Annotated in this window: 26 protein-coding genes; 22 read left to right on the top strand and 4 right to left on the bottom strand. The window is 67.8% G+C overall.

The window, feature by feature from the left end; translation table 11 throughout:
- The first annotated feature begins 11 nt into the window (after window positions 1-11).
- From ACQP2E_RS36355 to ACQP2E_RS36335, 5 genes are all read left to right on the top strand, one after another.
- Window positions 12-401 (top strand): helix-turn-helix domain-containing protein, encoded by a 390-nt coding sequence (locus ACQP2E_RS36355; RefSeq protein ID WP_433827479.1) that lies wholly within the window; start codon window positions 12-14, stop codon window positions 399-401.
- A complete protein-coding gene (locus ACQP2E_RS36350) occupies window positions 398-901 on the top strand; it encodes a hypothetical protein (RefSeq protein ID WP_433827478.1) in 504 nt (167 codons plus the stop codon). The genes ACQP2E_RS36355 and ACQP2E_RS36350 overlap by 4 nt, the downstream gene beginning before the upstream one ends.
- A 58-nt stretch (window positions 902-959) precedes the next feature.
- The gene (locus ACQP2E_RS36345) at window positions 960-1,274 is read left to right on the top strand and encodes a DUF2516 family protein (protein ID WP_111649783.1); all 315 of its coding nucleotides are present in this window, start codon (window positions 960-962) and stop codon (window positions 1,272-1,274) included.
- A gap of 58 nt (window positions 1,275-1,332) precedes the next feature.
- A complete protein-coding gene (locus ACQP2E_RS36340; protein ID WP_433827477.1) occupies window positions 1,333-2,220 on the top strand; it encodes an alpha/beta fold hydrolase in 888 nt (295 codons plus the stop codon).
- Window positions 2,221-2,830: 610 nt separating this feature from the next.
- On the top strand, window positions 2,831-3,607 hold the full coding sequence (locus ACQP2E_RS36335) for an EI24 domain-containing protein (RefSeq protein WP_433827476.1): 777 nt from the start codon (window positions 2,831-2,833) through the stop codon (window positions 3,605-3,607).
- A gap of 4 nt (window positions 3,608-3,611) precedes the next feature.
- Here ACQP2E_RS36335 and ACQP2E_RS36330 read toward each other — a convergent pair whose 3' ends face one another.
- The 3 genes from ACQP2E_RS36330 to ACQP2E_RS36320 all read right to left on the bottom strand — a co-directional run bounded on the left by ACQP2E_RS36330 (window position 3,612) and on the right by ACQP2E_RS36320 (window position 6,919).
- Window positions 3,612-4,625 (bottom strand): LacI family DNA-binding transcriptional regulator, encoded by a 1,014-nt coding sequence (locus ACQP2E_RS36330; protein WP_433827475.1) that lies wholly within the window; start codon window positions 4,623-4,625, stop codon window positions 3,612-3,614.
- A gap of 16 nt (window positions 4,626-4,641) precedes the next feature.
- Window positions 4,642-6,045 carry a GH1 family beta-glucosidase gene (locus ACQP2E_RS36325; RefSeq protein ID WP_433827474.1) on the bottom strand — a complete coding sequence of 468 codons (1,404 nt, stop codon included), beginning with the start codon at window positions 6,043-6,045 and terminating at the stop codon, window positions 4,642-4,644.
- A gap of 112 nt (window positions 6,046-6,157) precedes the next feature.
- The gene (locus ACQP2E_RS36320) at window positions 6,158-6,919 is read right to left on the bottom strand and encodes a maleylpyruvate isomerase family mycothiol-dependent enzyme (RefSeq protein ID WP_433827473.1); all 762 of its coding nucleotides are present in this window, start codon (window positions 6,917-6,919) and stop codon (window positions 6,158-6,160) included.
- Window positions 6,920-6,987: 68 nt separating this feature from the next.
- On the opposite strand from ACQP2E_RS36320, the gene ACQP2E_RS36315 reads away from it, so the two are divergent.
- A complete protein-coding gene (locus ACQP2E_RS36315) occupies window positions 6,988-8,052 on the top strand; it encodes a UDP-N-acetylmuramate dehydrogenase (RefSeq protein ID WP_433827472.1) in 1,065 nt (354 codons plus the stop codon).
- 8 nt (window positions 8,053-8,060) lie between these two features.
- Here the strand turns inward: ACQP2E_RS36315 and ACQP2E_RS36310 are convergent, their stop codons facing one another.
- On the bottom strand, window positions 8,061-8,723 hold the full coding sequence (locus ACQP2E_RS36310) for a CAP domain-containing protein (RefSeq protein WP_433827471.1): 663 nt from the start codon (window positions 8,721-8,723) through the stop codon (window positions 8,061-8,063).
- A gap of 370 nt (window positions 8,724-9,093) precedes the next feature.
- Between ACQP2E_RS36310 and ACQP2E_RS36305 the strand changes: the two genes are divergently transcribed.
- The 16 genes from ACQP2E_RS36305 to ACQP2E_RS36230 all read left to right on the top strand — a co-directional run bounded on the left by ACQP2E_RS36305 (window position 9,094) and on the right by ACQP2E_RS36230 (window position 21,917).
- A complete protein-coding gene (locus ACQP2E_RS36305) occupies window positions 9,094-9,792 on the top strand; it encodes a response regulator transcription factor (protein WP_014447761.1) in 699 nt (232 codons plus the stop codon).
- Between the two features lie 83 nt (window positions 9,793-9,875).
- A complete protein-coding gene (locus ACQP2E_RS36300; protein WP_433827470.1) occupies window positions 9,876-12,245 on the top strand; it encodes a chemotaxis protein CheW in 2,370 nt (789 codons plus the stop codon).
- 1 nt (window position 12,246) lies between these two features.
- On the top strand, window positions 12,247-12,684 hold the full coding sequence (locus ACQP2E_RS36295) for a chemotaxis protein CheW (RefSeq protein WP_111649792.1): 438 nt from the start codon (window positions 12,247-12,249) through the stop codon (window positions 12,682-12,684).
- The gene (locus ACQP2E_RS36290; RefSeq protein ID WP_433827469.1) at window positions 12,684-13,556 is read left to right on the top strand and encodes a hypothetical protein; all 873 of its coding nucleotides are present in this window, start codon (window positions 12,684-12,686) and stop codon (window positions 13,554-13,556) included. The genes ACQP2E_RS36295 and ACQP2E_RS36290 overlap by 1 nt, the downstream gene beginning before the upstream one ends.
- A 13-nt stretch (window positions 13,557-13,569) precedes the next feature.
- Window positions 13,570-14,745: a protein-glutamate methylesterase/protein-glutamine glutaminase gene (locus ACQP2E_RS36285; RefSeq protein ID WP_433827468.1), complete on the top strand. Its 1,176-nt coding sequence runs from the start codon at window positions 13,570-13,572 to the stop codon at window positions 14,743-14,745.
- Complete coding sequence (locus ACQP2E_RS36280) at window positions 14,742-15,587, top strand: CheR family methyltransferase (protein WP_433827467.1); 846 nt, start codon at window positions 14,742-14,744, stop codon at window positions 15,585-15,587. The genes ACQP2E_RS36285 and ACQP2E_RS36280 overlap by 4 nt, the downstream gene beginning before the upstream one ends.
- Window positions 15,588-15,592: 5 nt before the next feature.
- Window positions 15,593-15,979: a response regulator gene (locus ACQP2E_RS36275; protein WP_433827466.1), complete on the top strand. Its 387-nt coding sequence runs from the start codon at window positions 15,593-15,595 to the stop codon at window positions 15,977-15,979.
- On the top strand, window positions 15,976-16,464 hold the full coding sequence (locus tag ACQP2E_RS36270) for a chemotaxis protein CheX (RefSeq protein ID WP_433827465.1): 489 nt from the start codon (window positions 15,976-15,978) through the stop codon (window positions 16,462-16,464). The genes ACQP2E_RS36275 and ACQP2E_RS36270 overlap by 4 nt, the downstream gene beginning before the upstream one ends.
- Entirely contained in the window at window positions 16,461-16,823 is a 363-nt protein-coding gene (locus ACQP2E_RS36265; protein WP_433827464.1) for a response regulator, read from the top strand. Before ACQP2E_RS36270 ends, ACQP2E_RS36265 begins: the two co-directional genes overlap by 4 nt.
- A 7-nt stretch (window positions 16,824-16,830) precedes the next feature.
- On the top strand, window positions 16,831-17,319 hold the full coding sequence (locus ACQP2E_RS36260) for a hypothetical protein (protein WP_433827463.1): 489 nt from the start codon (window positions 16,831-16,833) through the stop codon (window positions 17,317-17,319).
- A gap of 127 nt (window positions 17,320-17,446) precedes the next feature.
- Window positions 17,447-17,878, top strand: a complete 432-nt coding sequence (locus ACQP2E_RS36255; RefSeq protein ID WP_433827462.1) for a flagellar hook assembly protein FlgD — start codon at window positions 17,447-17,449, stop codon at window positions 17,876-17,878.
- 79 nt (window positions 17,879-17,957) lie between these two features.
- Window positions 17,958-19,208 carry a flagellar basal-body rod protein FlgF gene (gene flgF, locus ACQP2E_RS36250; RefSeq protein WP_433827461.1) on the top strand — a complete coding sequence of 417 codons (1,251 nt, stop codon included), beginning with the start codon at window positions 17,958-17,960 and terminating at the stop codon, window positions 19,206-19,208.
- Between the two features lie 150 nt (window positions 19,209-19,358).
- The gene (locus ACQP2E_RS36245) at window positions 19,359-19,640 is read left to right on the top strand and encodes a flagellar FlbD family protein (protein WP_111649801.1); all 282 of its coding nucleotides are present in this window, start codon (window positions 19,359-19,361) and stop codon (window positions 19,638-19,640) included.
- A complete protein-coding gene (locus tag ACQP2E_RS36240; RefSeq protein WP_433827460.1) occupies window positions 19,640-20,431 on the top strand; it encodes a motility protein A in 792 nt (263 codons plus the stop codon). Before ACQP2E_RS36245 ends, ACQP2E_RS36240 begins: the two co-directional genes overlap by 1 nt.
- Window positions 20,432-20,434: 3 nt before the next feature.
- A complete protein-coding gene (locus tag ACQP2E_RS36235) occupies window positions 20,435-21,436 on the top strand; it encodes a flagellar motor protein MotB (protein ID WP_433827459.1) in 1,002 nt (333 codons plus the stop codon).
- Between the two features lie 16 nt (window positions 21,437-21,452).
- Window positions 21,453-21,917, top strand: a complete 465-nt coding sequence (locus tag ACQP2E_RS36230) for a flagellar basal body-associated FliL family protein (protein WP_433827458.1) — start codon at window positions 21,453-21,455, stop codon at window positions 21,915-21,917.
- Window positions 21,918-21,995: the final 78 nt, after the last annotated feature.

Raw genomic sequence — 21,995 nt, 5'->3', positions numbered from 1 at the left:
AACTTCGAGCCATGGCCGATTCCAAGGAATTGCCTGAGGACATCGGATCCTTCATCCGGGACCTCAGGCAGACCGCGAAGATCTCGCTTCGGCAGCTCGCCGACAAGGCCGGGGTGTCCAACCCCTACCTGAGCCAGATCGAGCGTGGCCTGCGCAAGCCGAGCGCCGAGGTGCTGCAGCAGATCGCGAGCGCCTTGCGCGTGTCGACACCCGCGATGTACCTGCGGGCCGGGCTGCTTGATGGCGAAGGCCATCAGGGCGTTCTGGCCGCCATCGCTGTCGACCCGGATCTCACGATCGCGCAGAAGCAGTCCCTGTCGCAGATCTACGAGACGTTCCGCAACGAGAGTGCGCGCAACCAGGCGGAGACTTCCGACCCGATCGCTGAGGAGACCAAATGACCGAGCAGACGAACACCAAGATCCCCGCCCCGCTGTACGCCGCTGCCGGTGCCGGCGACTTGGCGTACCAGCAGCTGCGCAAGCTGCCCGCCGTGCTGACCGAGCTGAGCGACCGCGCGGCCGCCTCGCTCAAGGTCTACAACGACCAGGCCGGCACCAAGGCCGCCGAGCTGCGTGACAAGGCGAACACGACCGACTTCGTCGCCCTCCGGGAGAACGCGGCCACCGCCGCGACCGCGTTCGCGCAGGTCGCCCAGGAGCGCGCCACCACCATCTACACCGCCCTCGTCGCTCGGGGCGAGCGCGTGGTCGGCACCGGCGTGGTCGAGGCCGCCGACGTGGTGAACGCGGACATCGAGACGACCGAGGAGCCGAAGGCCGTCGAGGCTGCCGACGCCGTGGTCGCCGAGGCCACGCTCGCCGGCCCGAAGGCTGTCGAGGCCGCCACCAAGGCGCCGCGCAAGCGCGCGAAGCCGTCGGCCCCGAAGACCGCCGAGTAATTCGACATGCATCGCGGGCCCCGGCGTTTGCTGGGGCCCGCGGCATAGAATCTGCCTCATGGCCTCTTCCGCGCCGATCTTCTTCGACGACGTACGCAACTACATCGACCTCCTGGTGCTGCTGGTTTCGCTGATCGTGCAGTCGGTGGCGTTGATCCACTGCCTCATCCAGCGGGGTGCCGGCTTCCAGGCCATCGGCACACTGCCGAAAGGCGCGTGGGCCGCGATCATCGGCGTCTGCCTGGTCATCACGTTCCTGACCGGCGGTTCTCTCCTGATCTTCAGCATGATCGGCATCGCTGCGGCGCTTGTTTATCTGCTGGACGTCCGTCCCGGCCTCAAGGACCTGTCGGACGGCAAGGGCTTCTGGTGACCGCTTCGGCCTGTTGTGAGGCGGCCTGTTCTGGATCGGCCTGCCCTGGGCCGGTCTTTTGAGAGGCCGTTTCGGGCCGCCGCCTCCGGACGGCGGCCCGCGCTTGCAGCGTGCTGATCGGACCGGCCCGCGGACCGGTCGCCCTACGTTGCCGGGTCCGGCCACCGAGCTGGTCACCCTCCCTTCCGGGGTACGCGTAGAGCAGCTGATCACCGGCGCCGGCGACCCGGTGACCGTCTTCGCGCACGGCCTGGCCGGTGACATCGCCGGCACCCGCCCGTTCGGCAGCGGTGTGACCGGCCGGCGGGTGTTCTTCCACTTCCGCGGGCACGGCCGCTCCGACGTGCCACCCGGCCCGTGGAGCTTCGCCGACCTGGCCGCCGAGCTCTCCGCCGTCGCCGACCTCGCCGGCGCCACCCGCGCGCTCGGCGTGAGCATGGGTGCGGCGGCCCTCTGCCGGCTGCTCACCACCGACCCGCACCGGTTCGAGCGGGTGGTGCTGTACCTGCCCGCCCCACTTGACGGTCAGCGCTCGGCCGCGTCGGTGACCCGCATGGAACGTTTCCTGGCCTGCGTCGAGTCGGGCGAAGCCGCCATGATCGCCGAAGCGGTGGAGACCGAGATCCCGCCCGCGGTCCGTAACACCCCGGCCGGCTGGAGCCACCTGCGTCAGCGGGTGGAGTCGCTGCAGCGCGACGGCCTGGCCCAGGAGATAGCGACGGTCTGGGATTCGCCAGCTGTCGAGGAGGAGTCGGCGCTGCGGGAGTTCCGGGGCCGCGCCCTGGTGATCGGCTGTCTCGGCGACGACGTGCACCCGGTGAGCTGGGCCGAACGGCTGGCCGAGCTGCTGCCCGGAGCCGAGCTGGAGGTCTTCGACCGCCCCTCGATCCTCTGGACAAGCCGCCAGGAACTCCGAACCCGAATCTCAAATTTCCTGAACAGCTAGCAGCAGCTGCTGCCGCGGTCGCTGGGTGTGCGGCTGTCTGGCTTTGGTGGCGTTATGTCCGAAAGCCGTAACTTTTGGGTGGTCTGAGACGTCTTTAAGGCGTGCGCTTGTCCCCTAAATCCCTCTTTTTCGGGTTAGTTACCGTCGGGCTGCCGTTCGCGATCGTCTCCGGTTGGAACCTCGCTGCTCCAGCGGCAGAGCCCGCCGCCTTGGGCATCGCCGGCGAGGCCGGTGGCGTCGGTGGAATCGGTGCCGCCCCCGCGACCATTACGCCCGACAAGGTCAACCCTCACGGCTACACGGGCCGCCCGCCCCGAGCCACGACCACCGCGCCGGCAACGGCAGCGGCCACGGTCGCGCCGGTCACTCCGGGGGCCACGGTGACGGTCACGGTCGTCACCTCCGTACCCCCGCCGCTCTTGACCTCGTCTTTGCCCCCGCTTCTCACTGATCCGCCGGTGCCGACGCCGACGTCGGTGACCGACCCGCCGATTCCGTCGGCGACGCCGTCGTCGAGTGCGACACCATCGCCATCGGAGACCCTCGCTCCATCGGGTGTAGCGAGCGGGTCCTAAGCTCACGGACCGTGAGCGGTGATCAAAGTCGAGCGGTGTCGGCGGTCCGGGAGTTCGTGACCGGGGCGGGGCTGCTCGGCCGTGGGCTCGGCCTGATCCTGCGTAGTCCCCGGCTGCTCCTGCTCGGACTGATCCCAGCGGTGCTCTCCGGGATCCTCTACATCGTCCTGCTGGTCCTGCTGGTCCGGTTCCTGCCCGACCTGTCGGAGGACGCGACCTGGTTCGCCGACGGCTGGGCCGGCTGGCTGCGCGACGTCGTCCAGGTCTTCGCCGGCGCCGGGATCCTCGGGCTCTCGGTGCTGCTCGGCATTCTCACGTTCACTGCGGTGACGCTGCTGATCGGTGACCCGTTCTACGAGACCATCTCGGGCCGGATCGAGAACCGTTTCGGCGGGGTTCCGGACGAGGTCGAGGTCGGCCTGCTGGAGTCGCTGCGGCGCAGCCTCGCCGACTCGCTGCGGCTGATCGGCATCGGCGTGCTGGTCGCGATCCCGCTCTTCCTGCTCGGGCTGCTGCCGGTGGTCGGGCAGACCGTGATCCCGGTGATCGGCGGCGCGATCGGCGGCTGGCTGCTCGCGCTGGAGCTGACCGGTGTGCCGTTCCAGCGGCGTGGTCAGCGCCTGCGGCACCGGCGGGCGGTTCTGGGCGCGAGCAAGCCGCTCACGCTGGGGTTCGGCGCGGCCGTGTTCGCGGTGTTCCTGATTCCGCTCGGCGCTGTGCTGTTCATGCCGGCCGCGATCGCCGGGGCGACGCTGCTGGCCCGCAGGTCGCTGGGCAAGCCGATCACGATCACCACGACATCGTCGCTGTAAGGACTCAGGCGGACTCGCGCAGGACCAGCTCGGTCGGCAGGACCACCGACTCCGGCACGTCCTCGTCGCCCGCGATCAGCCGCAGCATCAGCTGGGCCATCGTCCGGCCCGACTCGGCGATCGGCTGACGGACCGTGGTGAGCGGCGGATCGCTGTACCGGCTGATGTCGAAGTCGTCGAATCCGATCACCGCGACGTCGTCCGGCACCCGCCGCCCGGCCGCGCGCAACGTCTGCAACGCGCCGTGTGCCATCAGGTCGGATGCGGCGAAGACCGCGTCCAGGGACGGGTCGCGGTCGAGCAGGTCGCGCATCGCGGCGATGCCGGAGTCACGGGTGAAGTCGCCCTGCGCCACGAGTTCCGGAAGGCCGGCCTGGCGCAGCGTGTCCTGGTAACCGGCGAGCCGGGCCAGGCCGGCGACCATGTCCTGCGGCCCGGCGATGGTGGCGATCCGGCGGCGTCCCGAGGCGACCAGGTGACGAACCGCGGCAGCCACCCCGCCGGCGTGGTCGACGTCGACGTACGGAACCTGAGGGCCGTCGTTCATCGGACGGCCGCTGCACACGACCGGTATCCCACGCTGAGCCAGCGCGCCGGGCAGCGGGTCGGCGCCGTGGATCGAGGCGAACAGCACGCCGTCGACGTGGCCGGCGACCGCGTACCGCTCGACGCGATGATGACCGGCCTCGGAGCCGGTCATCATCAGCACGAGCTGTTTGTCGGCGGATTCCAGCTCCATGCCGACACCCCGGATGATCGCCGGGAAGAACAGGTCGTCGGAGAAGACCCGGTTGGCGGTCTCCGGCAGGATCAGCGCGATCGAGTCGGTCCGCTGGGTGACCAGGCTGCGAGCGGCCTGGTTCGGCACGTAACCGAGCTCGTCGACGGCCTGGTTGACCGCGTCCCGGATGCTGGCCGCCACCGTGGTGGAGCCGTTGACGACGCGGGACACGGTCGCCCGGGACACCCCGGCACGACGGGCCACCGCTTCCAGGGTGGGCCGCTCCCGCGTCGTCACAAACCGCTCCTAAAAGTCACTCCAGCCCATTACGCCGGATCACCTCGCGGTACCACTTCGCACTGTCCTTGAGCACACGCTCTTGCGTCGTGTAGTCGACGTGCACGATACCGAAGCGCTTCTTGTAGCCCTCGGCCCATTCGAAGTTGTCCATCAGGGACCACGCGAAGTATCCACGCAGATCCACGCCGTCTGCCAGGGCGTCGTGGCATGCGCGCAGGTGAGCGTCGATGTATTCGATGCGCCGGAGGTCCTGAACCTCACCGTTCCCGGCCGGAACCTCGGGGTACGCCGCGCCGTTCTCGGTGATCATCAGTGCGGTGCCCGGGTAATCCCGGTGGATACGGGTCAGCAGACGGGTCAGCGACGCCGGCTCGATCTGCCAGTTCATGTCGGTGACCGGGCCGACCGGCGGCCGGAACGCGATGCCCTGGCTGCCCGGGTAGTCGCCGGCGCCGGGAGCGCCCGCCTTCGCCGAGACGTACGACGGTGTGTAGAAGTTGATCCCCAGCACGTCGAGCGGCTGGTGGATGAGCGCCTCGTCGCCGTCGCGGATGAACGACAGGTCGGTGATCCGGGCGATGTGCTCCAGGACGTCCGCCGGGTAGCGGCCGGTCAGCAGCGGGTCGAAGAAGATCCGGTTGGCGACGCCGTCGATGACCCGCGCGGCCTCGACGTCGGCCGGGTTCGCCGGGTCGAGCGGGGAGACCTCGCACGGGTTGAGCGTGATGCTGATGTTGCGGGCGCCGGCCGACCGCAGGGCGCTCGCCGCGAGGCCGTGCGCCAGGTTGAGGTGGTGGACCGCGGCCAGGGCAGCGGCCGGGTTCTGCACGCCTGGCGCGTGGATGCCGTTGCCGTAACCCAGGTACGCCGAGCACCACGGCTCGTTCAGCGTGGTCCAGGTGGCAACCCGGTCGCCGAGGCGGCGGTGCACGATCTGGGCGTACTCGGCGAAGGCCTCGGCGGTTTCGCGTACGGTCCAGCCGCCGCGGTCCTCGAGCGTCTGCGGCAGGTCCCAGTGGTAAAGGGTGACGACCGGGTCGATGCCCTTGGCGAGCAGCTCGTCGGTGAGCCGGTCGTAGAAGTCGAGACCCCGTACGTTGACCGGGCCGGTGCCGTCCGGCTGGATCCGCGGCCAGGCGACCGAGAAGCGGTACGCGCCAAGACCGAGGTCGGCCATCATCGCGACGTCGTCGGCGTACCGGTGGTAGTGGTCGCAGGCGACGTCACCGGTGTGGCCGGCGTAGACCTTGCCCGGGGTGCGGCTGAAGGTGTCCCAGATGGACGGGCCGCGACCGTCCTCCCGCGCCGCGCCCTCGATCTGGTACGACGCGGTGGCCGCGCCCCAGACGAAACCTTCGGGGAAGGTGATCCCCGTGGGCGCGGGCTGCGCCGACGTGGACGTGACGGTTGCCGTCATTCTGCACCGCTTCCTGCTCTTGATCAGGTTCTGTGACTTAACCGGTTCAGAGGATACTTGCTCATGCGGCTATGGCCCCCGCTCGGGAGAGCGTTTTCTCAACCGCTGGGGGTCAGCCGGTCCGCAGAGCCTGAACCAGGCGCGGGTCACCGGCGAGGGCCAGCTGGTCGGTCCGCTTACGGCCCATCAGCGCGAGCTGGAGGTCGCTGGCGGTGCCGGTGGCCTTGGCCCGGGGGTGGTGGTCGTCGGTGTCCAGGATCGTGCTGGTGTCCAGCAGTGCGATCCCGGGCCCGCGGAGCCGGACGAACCACTCGTGCGCAGCGTCCGTCGCGACCAGGTGCACCACACCGTGCAGGTCGTCCGGGCCCTGCCGGCGTCCGGCCGGCAGCCAGGTGTCCAGCACCTCGCTCACGCCGTCGGCGGCGAGTTTCGTCTCGATCGGGGTGGCCCGGCCGGCGGCGGTCTCGGCGTCCCAGCGGTGGACCGAGATCTCGTGCGCGATCCGGCGGTCCCAGAAGCTCGCCCGTTTGGGTTGCGGCGCCCAGTTCCACGCGGGGAAGTCCGGGTCGAGCGCCTCGAGGGTCTCGATCGTGCCGGTCAGCTCACGCCGCAACTGGTCAAGCGCCTCGGACCACTCCGGGCGGTCAGTCGTCTCGTCCAGCGGGTCGGGCCGGTCGGTGACGCCGCGCGCGACCATCGCGCGGACCCAGCGCAGCAGCCCGGTCAGGTGGTCGGCGAGGTCGGCGGCGGTCCAGCCCGGACACGCGGCGATCGCCACGTCAGGACCGGTCTCGGCGACGGCATCCCACAACGCCGGCCCGTCGGCGCGCAGCGCCGCGAGCCAGAAGTCCTTCGTCGCGTGCAACCTGTTCATCGCAGATGTCTCCCGCTCGGCCGGACCGCCGGTGTCGCCCCCAACAGCCTGAGCTTAGGGTGAACCTCGTGCCCGACGCATTCGCCGACCATCTGATTGACACACCCCCGGCTGCCGAGAACTCCTTGGCGGTCTACACGACGCTACGCCTCGGTGGCCCAGCCGGCACCCTGACCACGGCTGTCCACGCGGACGAGGCGGTCGAGACGGTGCGTGCGGCGTCAGCCGCCGGGCGGCCGGTTCTGGTCCTGGCCGGCGGGAGCAACGTGGTGATCGGCGACGCCGGCTTTCCCGGCGAGACGCTGCTGCTGCGCACCGGCGGCATCGAGATCGTCGGCGAAGACCCGGCCAGCGTCGTGGTCCGGGTCGCGGCGGGCGAGACCTGGGACGATTTTGTTTCGTACGCCGTAACGAACAGCCTGTCCGGCGTGGAGTGCCTGTCCGGCATCCCCGGCTCGGCCGGCGCCACCCCGATCCAGAACGTCGGGGCGTACGGCCAGGAGGTCGGGCACACGATCGAGGCCGTGCACGCGTACGACCGGGTCGCCGACGAGATCCGCAAGATGACGCCCGCCGAGTGCGGCTTCGGCTACCGGGCGAGCGTCTTCAAGCACAACGACCGTTACCTGGTGCTCTCCGTCGACTTCCGGCTGGAGCGCTCCAGCGATTCGGCCCCGATCCGGTACGCGGAGCTGGCCCGCAGTCTGGGCGCCGAGGCCGGTGACCGGGTGCCGCTCGACCTGGCCCGCGACACCGTGCTGAAACTGCGCGCTGGCAAGGGCATGGTGCTCGACCCGGAGGACCGCGACACCTGGTCGGTCGGCTCGTTCTTCACCAACCCGGTGATCTCCGAGGAGCTCTTCCGTACGCTCGGCGAGATCCCGCACTGGCCGGCCGGCGACGACATGGTGAAGCTGCCGGCCGCCTGGCTGATCGAGCGGGCCGGCTTCCCGAAAGGCTTCGCCGGTGACGGCGTCGCGATCTCCGGGAAGCACACGCTGGCCCTGACGAACCGGGGCGCCGGCAGCACGACCGCGCTGCTCGACCTGGCCCGCACGATCCGCGACGGGGTGCGGACCCGCTTCGGCGTCGACCTGCACCCCGAGCCGGTGCTGGTCAACTGCGAGTTCTGAGGCGGCTTCTACTGCCAGCCGAACACCTGCGTGTAATAAGGAGTGCCGTCGGCCGCGTACGCGACGCCGGTACCGATCGCCTTGGCGCCGCAGTTGAGGATGTTGGCCCGGTGGCCGGGGCTCTTCATCCAGGCGTCGACGACTCCCGTGGCGGTGGGGTAACCCCAGCCGATGTTCTCCCCGGCCGGCTGCCGGTACCCGGCGACCCGGCTGCGGCTGACGAACGTGGAGCCATCGCGCCAGACGTGGCTGAAGAGCCGGGTCCGCGCCATGTACCAGCTCTGCCGTAGCGAAGCGGTGACCAGGTCCTGGTCCTGGGCGAGAGCCGGACACCCGGCGGCCCTGCGCCTCTCGTTGGTGAGGCGGAGCACCTGCGCCATCATCGAGCGCGCGCGCAGCCGGGCGACGGTGGCGGCGCCAGGAGTGGCGGCCGGGGCAGCGGTGGAGACTGTGCGCGGCGTGGCGTCCTGTGCCTCGGCCGGCTTCTTGTCCGGTGCGGGCTGTGCCGGCGGCGGGGATACGCGTACCGGACGCGGCGGGGAGATCGGACCGGTGCCCAGCGCGGGTGCGGCGAGGACAAGCAGCGCGGGCGTTGCCGCGATCATCACGACACGTCGTACCGCCAGGTCGAACACGGGTGCCTCCGATCGGAACGGACGTGGATCGTCCATCAGGGCCTATCGCACCCCGTTGTTCGTGGCGTGTCACATCTTTCTCGAAATGGGCTAAAAGCCGTACACAAAATGTCAGGCTGAAGGGATTGCCGCGCTCGCGCCCGTTCCCCGCCGCCGAAAGTGAGCTGGCCACGGATCCTCGCGGACATGCCCTTACGCCGGGCATAGGACGCTAAACTGTCACTGTCCGTAAATAGGGTGTGACATCACGCTATGGTGTTTTTGCGCCGTTGTAAATTCCTCCGTTCGTGGTCGCGCGAACGGTGCCAGGCAAGATGCTGATTCCGCCAGGTCGCAGGCGCGCGCCCGGCGATCGGCCGTGCCCGAGAAGGGTGCGAGTGCGGGTTGGGGGCATGGTGAACAAACGATGAGTCGCCTACTCGTGGTAGAGGACGACCCGGACATCGCGCTCGCTCTGCGGCTACTTTTCAGCCGAGCCGGATACGAGGTGGCACACGCCGCCGACGGCCGCGCCGGCCTGAAGGAGGCGTACGCCGAACACCCCGATCTCGTGGTGCTCGACGTGGGCCTGCCGGAGATGGACGGCTGGCAGGTGCTGGAGCGGCTCCGTGACGTCTCGGACGTCCCGGTGCTGGTGCTCACGGCGCACGGACAGGAGGCCGAGAAGGTACGCGGCCTGCGCGGCGGCGCCGACGACTACCTCACCAAGCCGTTCGCGAACAACGAATTGCTGGCCCGGGTGGAGGCGCTGCTGCGGCGGTCCTCCAGCGGACAGAACAACTGGGCCAGCCAGATCTACGACGACGGTCTCGTGCACCTGGACCCGACGAAGCGCCGGGTTTATGTGAAAGGCGAGGAGAAGCGCCTCACGCCGACCGAGTTCCGCCTGCTCAACGCCCTGGTTCGGCATGCCGGAGCAGTCCTGTCGCCGAACCAACTACTGACCCAGGCATGGGACGACCCGACCGGCATCGGCCAGGAGCGGGTCAAGTTCGCAGTGCTGAGACTGCGCCGCAAGCTGGGCTGGTCCGACCCGGACGAGTCACCCATCGAATCCGTTCGCGGATTCGGCTACCGATACCGGCGACCAGGCGGGGAAGCCTGACATCTCGTCGTTCCGGTCGAGTCTTCTCAGTTGGCGCACGCACACGTCGAAGAGGGCTGTGAAAGCCGAGCAGGAGGTAAGTGGTGGAAGACCTTGGCGAGATCGTCGGCGAATTCCTGATGGAAAGCCACGAGAACCTGGACCAGATCGACCGGGACCTCGTGAGCCTCGAGCAGGAACCGAACTCGCGTGACCTGATCTCCCGTATCTTCCGGGCGATTCACACGATCAAGGGCACCAGCGGATTCCTGGCGTTCAGTCGCCTGGAGAAGCTGGCCCACGGCGGTGAGTCGCTGCTGTCCCGGCTCCGGGACGGCGTTCAGCCGGTCACCCCGGAGACGATCACCGTACTGCTCGTGACCATCGACGGCGTCCGTGCGTTGCTCTCCTCCATCGAGGAGAAGGGCACCGAGGACGAGGTCGACATCGACAGCATCCTCGTCAAGGTCAACGCGCAGATGAACGCGCCGACGGCCGCCGCTCCGGCAGCTGCTCCCGCGGCCGCGCCGGACGCTGCCGCCGAGGCAGCGCCCGCGGCGGAGGCCGAGGCCCCGGTGCAGCTGGACGAGACGCCGAAGCGAGTGGCACCCGAACCGGTCGCCGAGCAGCGCCAGCCGCTGGGCCAGATCCTGGTCGAGGCCGGAGCCGCCCAGCCCGTCGACGTCAGCTCCGCGCTCCAGCAGCAGATCGAGGGTGACGAGCGCAAACTCGGCACCATCCTGCTCGAAGAGGGCAAGACCCAGCCCGCCGCGGTCAGTGAGGCGTTGCAGGCACAGGCGCCGAAGCGGAGCATCGCGGACAGCGCGATCCGCGTCGACGTCGACCTGCTGGACACCCTGCTGAACATGGTCGGTGAGCTGGTCCTCGCCCGTAACCAGCTGGTCCGTGGCGTCATGGAGATCGGCGACGCGACATTGGTACGCAGCGCCCAGCGGCTCGGCATGATCACCAGCGAGCTGCAGGCGGGCATCATGAAGACCCGCATGCAGCCCATCGAGCACATCTGGTCGAAGCTGCCCCGAGTCGTCCGGGACCTGAGCAACTCGCTCGGCAAACAGGTCGAGCTGGTGATGCAGGGCAAGGACACCGAGCTCGACCGCAGCCTGCTGGAAGCCGTCAAGGACCCGCTGACCCACCTGGTCCGTAACGCGGTCGACCACGGCATCGAGGACCCGGAACGGCGGACCTCGAGCGGCAAGGGCCCGGTCGGCACGCTGACGCTTCGCGCGTACCACGAGGGCGGCCACGTCGCTGTCGAGGTCGCTGACGACGGCGCCGGCCTGGACGTCGACCGGATCGCGCAGAAGGCCGTGGAGAAGGGTCTGCTCCGGCCGGAGCAGGTTCCGAACATGGACAAGCGCGACATCATGTCGATGGTCTTCCAGCCTGGCTTCTCCACCGCGGCCAAGGTCACCAACGTCTCCGGCCGCGGCGTCGGCATGGACGTCGTGAAGACCAACATCGAGAACATCGGCGGCGCGGTCAGCGTCGACTCAACCCCGGGCGAGGGTACGGTCTGGCGGCTCACCATCCCGCTGACGCTCGCCATCATCCAGGCGCTCACTGTCGACTGTGGCGACCAGCGTTACGTGGTCCCGCAGGTGGCGGTCCTCGAACTGGTCTTCATCGACGGCAACACCACGAAGGTCGAGTACGCCTCCGGCGCGCCGGTCTACCGGCTGCGCGGCAAGCTGCTCCCGCTGGTCCGGCTGGACCGAGCCCTCGGGTTCGAGGTCGGCGGCGACCAAGGCGTCTACATCATGGTTCTGCAGGCTGACGGCCGGCGGTTCGGCCTGGTCGTGGACCGGGTCCTGAACACCGAAGAAGTCGTGGTCAAGGCGCTCAACACGCGCCTCAAGGACATCGGTCTCTATGCCGGCGCCACCATTCTCGGTGACGGCAAGGTAGGCCTGATCCTGGACGTCTCGTCGCTGGCCCGCCGTTCGCACCTGGCCGTCGACTCGGAGCGCGAGAACGTCGTCGCGAACTCCCGGGCAGCGGCCGGCGGAGGAACCGAGCGCCTACTGGTCACCGCGGTCGGCGAACGCCGGGTGGCGATCCCGCTGGACACCGTCACGCGACTCGAGGAGTTCCCGCGCGACCGGCTCGAACACGCCGGCTCCCGCGAGGTCGTCCAGTACCGCGGGCAGATCCTTCCGCTGGTCCGGCTCTCCCATCTGCTCGGCGCGTACGGCGAGGAGATCGAGGGCGACACCGTCTCGGTCGTGGTCTACAGCGAGGGCGGCAAGAGCGTGGCTCTGGTGGTGGACCGGATCGTCGACATCGCCGAGAACTCGACCACGGCTCGCCGGGACGCCGAGGAGGACGGCCTGGTCGGCACCGCGGTGATCCAGCAACGGGTCACCGAGCTGCTCGACGTGCGCCGCGCGATCCTCGCCGCCGACCCGAACTTCTACAACGACACCATGGACGACATGCTGGTGGAGGCCTGAGATGGCGAGTCGTCAGTTCGCCACCTTCGAAGTGGCCGGGCAGCTCTTCGGCGTCGAGGTGCACACGGTGCAGGAGGTGCTCTCGTACAACGAGTACACCCCGGTGCCGCTCGCCCCGGCGGCCGTCGGCGGCCTGTTCAACCTTCGAGGTCAGGTGATCGCGGCGGTGGACCTCCGGGTGCAGCTCGGACTCGTCCGGCAGGCGCTCAAGGGTCCGGTCATGAACGTCATCCTTCGAGGTGACGGCGAGCCGGTAAGCCTTCTGGTGGACAAGATCGGCGAGGTCGTCGATCTGGAGGACGAGACGTTCGAACCACCGCCGGACACGCTCAGCGGCCCGACCAGGGAACTGGTCGTCGGGACCTTCAAGCTGGACGGGCGGCTCATGCTGGCTCTCGACGTCAACCAGGCCGTCGACACGTACCGCGCCACGACCTGATGTACAGCCTCGTCAGCGCCCCCGTCCTGGGCTTCGACCTGACCCGCCTGCAAGGTGGGCCGGCCGCTGCCGATGTGCTGCTGCGCGCCCTCCGCCTCCAGGCCGAGGATCTCCCGATCCTGGCGGAAAAGCTGCCGGACGAGGGCGTACGCGGTCCGCTCTGGGTGGAGGTGGAGAGCGCCGCCCGCCGGATGCCCTCGCTGAAGGGGATGTCGAAGGACGACCCCACGGGAAACCTCACATTGGTCGAGCGCGCGCCGATCGGCTCGGTGGACGCGCTTCTCACCTGCCTGCGATACGACGTGATGTCGTGGACCTGGGAGGGCAAGGGGCGCGACGCACGGCAGAGCGACGAGGCGACCGCGGCCACCGCGCTGCTCTGTGACGCGGCGGTCGCGAGTTACCTGCGTGAGGTGCTCGACGACGAGACCCGCCGGGGTCTCGGCGCCGGGTGGGTGGCGGCGGTGAAGAAGCTGCCGGCCGGGGCCCCGATCGACCTGGGACCTCACCACTACACGGTGTCGGCCCTGCTCGACCGGCTGCGCACGTTGCGGCCGGAGGACCAGGGGCGAGTGCTCACCTCCGCCGACGATGCCAGGCGTAACACCGCCGGGTGGTCGCCAGCGGTGCATTCGGCCTCCTGGGCCGCGTACCTCTCGGACCGGGTCCGTACCGCCGCGGCGGCGCAGATGCTGCTGGTCCAGGCGGTGGACACCGCCGGGATTCCGCTGGCCGACCGGGCCGGTGGCGTCTGGAACATGCTCAGCGGCGCCGTACAGGCGCTGGTGGTCCGCGATCTGCTGGACACCGCAACAGCTCACCGGCTGCTCGCACCGGTTGTCGCGGCACTCGGTCCGGCCTGGCTCGGTTGAAGGGAGTGGTCGAATGATCTCGGTTCTCGTCGTCGACGATTCCGTGGTGGTCCGTCGGCTGATCACCGACGCTCTCAGCGAGGCGCAGGGCATCCAGGTCGTCGGCACGGCGGCGAACGGCCTGCTGGCCCAAGCCAAGATCGACCAGCTCAAGCCCGACGTGGTCACCATGGACATCGAGATGCCCGAGATGGATGGCATCGCTGCCGTACGCGAGCTGCGGAAACGGCACGCGGCGTTGCCGGTGATCATGTTCAGCACACTGTCCGCGGCAGGCGCCTCCGCCACCCTGGAGGCGCTCTCTGCTGGTGCCACCGACTACGTCACCAAGCCGAGCAACGTGGGCTCGGTGAAGGAATCGATGGAAGCGGTACGGGAGCAACTCGTACCCAAGATCCTGGCTCTTGGTGGTGGCCGGCGGAAGCCGGCCGGACCGGCCGGACCGCCCTCGCGCCCGGCACCGGCCGGTATGCGTCCAGGAGCGGCTCCGCCGCGTCCCGGCCTTCCGCCGGCGGCTCCCGGGCGCCCGCCACTTTCGGCCGCCTCGCCACCTCCGGGCCGGCCGGCCGCACCGCGCCGCGCACCCGGTGGCCGGGTGGACATCCTCGCCATCGGTTCGTCGACCGGCGGCCCGGACGCGCTCACCAAGGTGTTGCTCGGTCTGCCCGCCGACCTGCCGGTGCCGGTCGTGATCACACAGCACATGCCGCCGGTCTTCACCAAGATGTTCGCCGAGCGGCTGGACCGCAGCACGCCGCTGCGGGTGCTCGAAGCGGGTGAGGGCATGGAACTCGCGGCGGGCACTGTCTATATCGCTCCGGGTGATCGACATCTGGTGTTTCTTCGCCGGGGAACCGCGACGCTCACCCAGCTCAGCGGTGCCCCACAGGAAAACTCGTGCCGACCGGCAGTGGACGTGATGTTCCGCTCGGTGGCCTCGCTGTACGGCGCATCGGCTTTCGCCGCTGTGCTCACCGGAATGGGACAAGACGGACGGAGTGGTGCGAAAGTGCTACGAGACTCGGGCGCCGAGGTGCTGGCACAGGACGAGGCGAGCTCGGTGGTCTGGGGTATGCCCGGCGCCGTGGTCGGCGCGGGGCTTGCCGACGAGGTGCTGCCTCTGGACCGGATCGCGGGAGCGCTGCTCAACCGTGTCCGGGTGGGCCGATCGCCGGCGGTGGCGCGATGACACTCTCCCAAGCCGACTTCAACTTTGTCTCCACCCTGGTCCGCAGGGAGGCGTCGATCGTCTTGGCGCCCGGCAAGGAATACCTGGTCGAGGCCCGGTTGATTCCAGTCGCCCGAGCGGTGGGGGCGGCAAACGTCAACGAGTTCCTGGCTGACCTGCAGCGGCGGCCCAACCCTCAATTCCAGCGGAAGATCATCGACGCGCTCACCACCAACGAGACGTCGTTCTTCCGGGACCGGGAGCCGTTCACGGCGCTCACCGAGGTGGTGCTCCCCGAGCTGATCAAGTCGCGTGCCGCGGTACGCAAGCTGCGGTTCTGGTCAGCGGCGAGTTCCAGCGGCCAGGAGGCGTTCAGCCTCGCGATCACGCTGCAGGAGAACCTGCCTGCGGGCTGGACGTACGAGATCGTGGGCACCGACATCTCCACCGCGATGGTCGAGCGTGCGACAAAGGGCGAGTACAGCCAGGTCGAGGTCAACCGCGGCTTGGCCGCCACCCAGCTGGTGCAGTACTTCGAGCGGGCCGGCGCGCACTGGCGGATCGTGCCGACGCTGCGCCGCAGCGTCTCGTTCAAGCACATGAGCCTGACCTCGCCGTTCCCGCCGATGCAGCCGTTCGACGTGATCTTCCTGCGGAACGTGCTCATCTACTTCGACGTCGCGACCAAGCGCCAGGTGCTCCAGAACGCTGCCAAGATCCTGCGTCCGGACGGCTGGCTCTTCCTGGGCGCGGCCGAGACCACGATCGGCATCGACGACAACTACGAGCGCGTGGCCGCCGGCCGCACCTCTGCTTACCGAACTCGTAACGCGATGCCTGCCGGCGCCGCGAGAAGGGGATGACGCCGATGCGCGCCATGGTGATCGACGACTCCCGCGCGATGCGCATGATCCTCAAGCGCATCGTCACGAAGCTCAATTTCGAGGCGGTGGAGGCGGGTGACGGCCAGGAGGCCATGGACCGCCTGGCCGAGATGACCGAGGTGCCGGAGCTGGCACTTATCGACTGGAACATGCCCAACATGAACGGGCTCGAGTTCGTCACCAAAGTCCGGGCCGATCCGCGCTTGCGGGAGATGACCCTGGTGATGGTCACTACCGAAAGCGAACAGAGCCAGATCGTCCGGGCGCTCGCCGCGGGTGCCCATGAATACGTCATCAAGCCCTTCACGGAGGGTGCCATGATCGAAAAGCTGGCCCTGCTGGGCCTCGTGCCGACCGGAGCGAACTCATGAGTGTCGAAGTCGAGGTCAATGAGAGCGACCTCGCCGAGATGGTGGAACAGGTGTGGGAGTCGTACCTGGATCCGGAGGGCGTGAGCCCGTTGATCCCGACGTACGACGAGAACCAGCCTTCCGAGGTGCACTCCTCGGTGTCCATCACCGGATCCTGGAGCGGGCACGTGGTGTTCGCCTCCTCACACGTCGCCGCCCGGCGTGCGGCGGCCGCCTTCCTCGCCATGGAGGCCGAGGAGGTGAGCGAGGAGGACATCTCCGACACGCTCGGCGAACTCGCCAACATCGTCGGTGGCAACGTCAAGGCGATGCTGCCCTCCGGCGCACAGCTGTCCCTCCCTCAAGTGATGCTCGCGCCGGAAACCTCGACGCGGTACCCGAACGCCAGGCGCATCAGCGGCGTCTACGGGATCTGGGAGGGCGAACCGGTGTCCATCTCGATGTGGCACAGCAGCGCCGACAAACAGGAGGAGAAGGGCGCATGAAGATCCTCATTGCCGATGACAGCCGAGTGATGCGGCAGATCGTCGTCCGGACCCTGCGTCAGGCCGGGTTCGGTGACCACGACCTGATCGAGGCCGCGGATGGGCAGGAAGCACTCGACAAGGCCATCGCCGAGAATCCGGACGTGGTCATCTCGGACTGGAACATGCCGCATCTGACCGGTATCGAGGTGCTGCGGCAGCTTCGGTCCGCCGGTAACAACGTCAAGTTCGGTTTCGTCACTTCGGAGAGCACTCCGGAGATGAAGTCGGCCGCCGAATCCTCAGGGGCGGCGTTCTTCATCGTCAAACCCTTCACAGCTGAGCGATTCGATGAGGTTTTCGCTCCTATTTTGGGATGATTAAGACATGTCAGACGTCTCGGTACTTCCCGGCTCTCTAGCCGTCCGTAACCTGTTCGAGGATCTGCTCGGCCGTGAGGTGGTCGTGAGTCCCGGCGACCCGCTGAGCGCCGAGGAGATCAAGACCGCCACGGTCGCCATCTTCACCGACCCGAGCCAGAAGATTTACGCGGTGATGGGCATGCAGTTGAGCCTCGCCGCGAACGCCGGCGCTGCTCTCGGCCTGCTCCCAGCCGGTGCGGCTGAGGACAGCATCGACGAGAAGCAGCTCTTTCCCAACCTCGCGGAGAACGTCTTCGAGCTCTGCAACGTCTTCACCAGCCTGCTCAACCGCGAGGGGCAACCGCACCTCAAGCTCTACCAGGTCATCTACCCGGGCATGGAGCTGCCGGGCGACGCCCGCGCGATCCTGCTCGCCCTCGGTCGCCGTCTCGACCTCATGTGTGAGGTCAACCGATACGGCAAGGGAAAGCTCAGCCTGTCCGTCGCACCCTGACCGAGGCCCAAAAATTGAAGATCTCCTGTTGCGGGCCCGCCGATCGGCGGGCCCGCAAATTTGTGCCTAAGCAAATCCGCCGGCGAGCCGAACCTTAGGTTGAGCTCGTAACGGACAGGAGAAGTCAATGACCTCGCCGACCTCCGGACCCATCGGTTCCAGTGACGCCGCCAAGGCCGCGGCCCTGGCCGGCGCCAAGGGTGCCGAAGCGAAGAGCAAGTCGCTCAGCGACAAAGACACGTTCATGAAGTTGCTCGTCGCCCAGCTGAAGTACCAGGACCCGACGAAACCGGCTGACTCGGCCGCGTTCCTGGCACAGACTGCCCAGTTCACGCAGGTCGAGAAGCTGGAAGACATGATCAGCATGCTGCAGTCGCAGCGCATGATCGGAGCCAGCTCGCTCGTCGGCAAGACGGTCACCTACATGGACGACACGGGCGCCACGCAGACCGGTGTGATCACCTCAGCGAAGCTCAACGGAGACAGCGAACCGACGCTCAAGGTCGGAAACACGGATGTGCAGCTGTCCAAGGTCACGGAAATCACCCAGACCGCCTGATCCCCGTCCGACCGCCCGCCGCCACCCTTAAGCGGACTAAAGGCATTCTGTTTTCCGCCTTGAAGCAAAGGAACCTTAAATGCTGCGTTCTCTTTACTCCGGTATCAGCGGCCTCAACGCGCATCAGCGGATGATCGACGTTACGGGTAACAACATCGCGAACGTCAACACCGCCGGTTACAAGTCATCCCAGGTGCAGTTCCAGGACACGCTGAGTCAGATGATGGGCGCCGCCGGCTCGCCGCAGAACGGCCAGGGCGGCACCAACGCCGCACAGATCGGCCTCGGTGTCCGGGTCGCCGGCATCACCTCGAACTTCAGCCAAGGCTCTGCGCAGACCACCGGTAAGTCCGGTGACATGATGATCCAGGGTGACGGGTTCTTCGTGACCCGCAGCGGCGACGAGACGCTGTACACCCGGGCCGGATCGTTCCTCTTCGACGCGAACGGAACGCTGTGCACGAGCACCGGCGAGCCGGTACAGGGCTGGACCGCGGAGGACGGCAAGGTCAACGCGGCGGCGAAGCCGGGTGACATCCGGATGCCGCTGGGCGCCACGATCCCGCCGGTCGCGACCAGCACGATCACGCTCAAGGGCAACCTGAGCAGCGACGACATCCCGGACGCCAACGACACGGACAACGCCGGTCTCAACTACAAGACCACCATCCCGGTCAAGGTGTACGACGACCAGGGCGCGACGCACACCGTCACCGCTCAGTTCGCGCGGTCCGCCAACGCGGCCACGGCTTCGCCGCCCACCTCGACCTGGGCCGTCACGCTGCTGGCCGAGGACGGCTCGACCCTGGACGGTCCGACCGACCTGGACTTCTCCGGCGGCAAGCCGGTCGTCACCAGCACCGACGGCACGATGGACCTGGGTGACTACAAGGTCGACCTCTCCGATGTGACCTCGTACGCGGGACTCTCCGACGCCCGGGTGTTCGGCACCGACGGGCAGACCGCCGGCGCGCTGACCTCGCTCTCCTACACCGTCTCGGACACCGGCGAGATCGTCGGCGTATACAGCAACGGTCTGAAGCAGACACTCGGCCAGGTCGCGATGGCGACGTTCAAGAACGTGAACGGCCTGGAGAAGGTCGGCAACTCGCAGTACCGGTCTTCGGTCAACTCGGGTTACGCCCAGGTGGGCCAGCCCGGCAGCGCCGGTATGGGTCAGGTCATCTCCGGCGCGCTGGAGATGTCGAACGTCGACCTGGCGCAGGAGTTCACCAGCCTGATCGTCGCCCAGCGCGGCTTCCAGGCGAACTCGAAGATCATTACTACATCCGACGAGATCCTCCAGGAACTCGTGAGCATGAAGCGCTAATCAAGTTCTCGAAAGAGACCGGGTCGGGCATTCCTGCCCGCCCGGTCTTTTTATTGCCCACCGTCTCATCAGCTGCCCGCAACTGGCCGAAGTAGTAGTTGACGGGCCACGGAGGGCCCGACCGCCCGAGACGCCCCAGGGACGGAAGTCGTGATCCTCGTAACCCGCATCAACGGTTCCGTGTTCGCCTTGAATCCGGATCTTGTCGAGCGTGTCGACTGCACGCCCGACACGGTCGTGACCCTGGTGGACGGCACCAAGTACGTCATCGCCGAGTCCGTGCCCGAATTCATCGACTCGGTACGCCATTACCGCGCCTCGCTGATAGCCCAGGCGAGCCGCATGGAAACCGACCCCGCGGCCAGTGCCGAGTCCTCCGTTGATGACGACACCGCCGCCAAGGTGCTTCAGTTGCACCGAAAGGACCGCTGATGGATATCGCAAGCATCGTCGGGATCGTCGTCGGCATGGTGATCGTCTTCACGGTCCAGATCCTGGAGGGTGGCACGCCCACCTCCATCCTTTTGCTCCCGGCGATGTTGCTGGTGTTCGGCGGCTCCTTCTGTGCGGCAATGGCCGGTGGTGTCCTGAAGGACGCCAAGGGCTTCGGGCTCTCGCTGAAGAAGGCCCTGACCGCGAAAGTCACCCCGTCGACCGAGCTGCTGGACTCCGTCGTGAAGCTGGCCGAGCGCGCCCGCCGTGAGGGTCTGCTGGCCCTCGAGGACGCGGTCAAGACGGTTGAGCACCCGTTCCTCAAACGCGGTCTTCAACTCGCCATCGACGGCACCGATCCGGACGAACTGCACGACATCCTGCACGCTGAGGTCACGGCCAAGAAGAAGGCCGACAAGACCGGTGTCAAATTCATCGAAGGCATGGGCGGTTACGCCCCGACGATCGGCATCATCGGCACGGTCATGGGTCTTGTTCACGTTCTTGAGAACCTGGATCAGCCCGAGACCCTCGGCCACTCGATCGCAGCGGCCTTCGTCGCGACCCTCTGGGGTGTGCTCAGCTCCAACATGATGTTCCTTCCGCTCGGAGCCCGGCTGGGCCGGCTGAGTGCCATCGAGGCGGAGGAGATGGAGCTGGTGATCGACGGCGTCCTGGCGATCCAGGCCGGCTCGAACCCGCGTCTCGTGGCCCAGAAGCTCCGCAGTCTGCTGCCGCCGGACGAGATGAAGAAGGCCGAAGCCGCCGCGTCGACGAAGAAGGCAGCCTGATAGATGAGTTCCGGTGGTGGTGGCGGTGGCCGGAAGAAGAAGGGCCACGAAGAACACGAGGAACACGTCAACCACGAACGCTGGCTCGTGTCGTACGCCGACATGCTCACCCTGCTGTTCGTCCTCTTCGTCGTGCTCTTCTCGATGAGCAGTGTCGACCAGAAGAAGTTCGCCGAACTGGCAGCCGGTCTCTCCGCCGGGTTCGGCGCCGACAGCGCGGCATTCTCCGGCCAGTCGGCACCGCTCGACGGCGCCGCCAACACCGCCCAGGTGGTTCAGATCGACCCGGGCTCCAACCCTGGTGACGGCACTTCGGGTACCGAGGGCCTGAACCAGAAGCAGAAGGACGCTGTCGAAGCGGCCATCAAGGCCGAGGACCGTAAGAAGGCCTCGGCCAACGCGGAGAAGGCGGCCCAGGAAGCCGAGGACCTCAAAGAGGTCGAGAACAAGATCTCCGACGCGCTCGCCAAGGAGAACCTGCTCGGCAACGCGAAGTTCACCATCGACTCGCGCGGCCTGGTGGTCACGATCATCACGAACGAGGTGGTGTTCGCCGGCAACCGGGCGGACCTGCAGACCGGCGGTCGCAAGATTCTCGGTGCCGTCGCGCCGACGCTGGTCAAGCTGCCCAACCGGATCGAGGTGGACGGGCACACCAACCAGCTCAAGGCCAAGACGACGTTCTACCCGAGCGGCTGGGAGCTGTCGTCCGCTCGCGCTTCGACGGTGGTCCGGTTCTTCACCGAGCACGGCATCGTCAAGAAGCGGCTCAGCGCGGTCGGCTTCTCCGACACCAAGCCGCTGATCGACCCGTCCGACCCGCGGTCGGTGACCCAGAACCGCCGCGTGGACGTCGTGGTCCTGACGACGCTCACGGCAGACCAGGCGGCGCTGCTGCCATCGGCGGCCGGTGCGGACGCGAAGCTGCACACGGGTCAGACCACAGCTCAGGCGGAGGCGGAGGCGGCCGCCGAAGCCGCCGAGACCACCACCACCCACGACTGACGAAAGGGGCTCCGACATGGCTGATGAGAAGGACGCCGCCGCCGCTGAGGCGCCGAAGAAGTCCAAGAAGATGCTGATGATCATCATCGGGATCGTGGTGGTGGTGCTCGCCGGCGGTGGCGCCGGAGCGTTCTTCATGCTCCGCGGCGACTCGGCCGAGGCCGAGGCGGAAGCTCCGGTCAAGGGCATCGTCACGGCGATCGACAACACGATCACCGTGAACCTGGCCGACGGCCACTACCTCAAGCTGGGCTTCGCTCTCCAGCAAACCGAAGCGGGCGGTGAGGAAGCGGTCGACATCAACGAGGCGCTGAACATCGCGATCGAGACGTACACCGGCCTGGAGGTCGCGGAGCTGGAGACCGAGAAGGGCCGGGACGCGATCAAGGAGGAGTTCCTCGCGGCGCTCATCAAGGCGTACACCGAGGATGACGTGAAGATGGTGATGGACGTCTACTTCACCTCGTTCGTCACCCAATGACGCGGTGAGGCATCGACCGATGGGCAGGCTCTCCGTGTGGAGGACCTGCCCATCGGTCGTAAAAGTGGATGAAAACGC

It is taken from the genome of Actinoplanes sp. CA-015351, from assembly GCF_050955685.1.
Taxonomy (GTDB): domain Bacteria; phylum Actinomycetota; class Actinomycetes; order Mycobacteriales; family Micromonosporaceae; genus Actinoplanes.
Note: the sequence above shows the minus strand (reverse complement) of the source record. Positions and strands in the feature narration are given on the sequence as shown.

Coding starts and splice junctions, on each gene's coding strand:
- ACQP2E_RS36355 (WP_433827479.1), top strand. CDS start 12: ATGGCCGATTCCAAGGAATTGCCTGAGGACATCGGATCCTTCATCCGG.
- ACQP2E_RS36350 (WP_433827478.1), top strand. CDS start 398: ATGACCGAGCAGACGAACACCAAGATCCCCGCCCCGCTGTACGCCGCT.
- ACQP2E_RS36345 (WP_111649783.1), top strand. CDS start 960: ATGGCCTCTTCCGCGCCGATCTTCTTCGACGACGTACGCAACTACATC.
- ACQP2E_RS36325 (WP_433827474.1), bottom strand. CDS start 6,045: ATGACGGCAACCGTCACGTCCACGTCGGCGCAGCCCGCGCCCACGGGG.
- ACQP2E_RS36320 (WP_433827473.1), bottom strand. CDS start 6,919: ATGAACAGGTTGCACGCGACGAAGGACTTCTGGCTCGCGGCGCTGCGC.
- ACQP2E_RS36310 (WP_433827471.1), bottom strand. CDS start 8,723: ATGGACGATCCACGTCCGTTCCGATCGGAGGCACCCGTGTTCGACCTG.
- ACQP2E_RS36305 (WP_014447761.1), top strand. CDS start 9,094: ATGAGTCGCCTACTCGTGGTAGAGGACGACCCGGACATCGCGCTCGCT.
- ACQP2E_RS36295 (WP_111649792.1), top strand. CDS start 12,247: ATGGCGAGTCGTCAGTTCGCCACCTTCGAAGTGGCCGGGCAGCTCTTC.
- ACQP2E_RS36290 (WP_433827469.1), top strand. CDS start 12,684: ATGTACAGCCTCGTCAGCGCCCCCGTCCTGGGCTTCGACCTGACCCGC.
- ACQP2E_RS36285 (WP_433827468.1), top strand. CDS start 13,570: ATGATCTCGGTTCTCGTCGTCGACGATTCCGTGGTGGTCCGTCGGCTG.
- ACQP2E_RS36280 (WP_433827467.1), top strand. CDS start 14,742: ATGACACTCTCCCAAGCCGACTTCAACTTTGTCTCCACCCTGGTCCGC.
- ACQP2E_RS36275 (WP_433827466.1), top strand. CDS start 15,593: ATGCGCGCCATGGTGATCGACGACTCCCGCGCGATGCGCATGATCCTC.
- ACQP2E_RS36270 (WP_433827465.1), top strand. CDS start 15,976: ATGAGTGTCGAAGTCGAGGTCAATGAGAGCGACCTCGCCGAGATGGTG.
- ACQP2E_RS36265 (WP_433827464.1), top strand. CDS start 16,461: ATGAAGATCCTCATTGCCGATGACAGCCGAGTGATGCGGCAGATCGTC.
- ACQP2E_RS36260 (WP_433827463.1), top strand. CDS start 16,831: ATGTCAGACGTCTCGGTACTTCCCGGCTCTCTAGCCGTCCGTAACCTG.
- ACQP2E_RS36255 (WP_433827462.1), top strand. CDS start 17,447: ATGACCTCGCCGACCTCCGGACCCATCGGTTCCAGTGACGCCGCCAAG.
- flgF (WP_433827461.1), top strand. CDS start 17,958: ATGCTGCGTTCTCTTTACTCCGGTATCAGCGGCCTCAACGCGCATCAG.
- ACQP2E_RS36240 (WP_433827460.1), top strand. CDS start 19,640: ATGGATATCGCAAGCATCGTCGGGATCGTCGTCGGCATGGTGATCGTC.
- ACQP2E_RS36235 (WP_433827459.1), top strand. CDS start 20,435: ATGAGTTCCGGTGGTGGTGGCGGTGGCCGGAAGAAGAAGGGCCACGAA.
- ACQP2E_RS36230 (WP_433827458.1), top strand. CDS start 21,453: ATGGCTGATGAGAAGGACGCCGCCGCCGCTGAGGCGCCGAAGAAGTCC.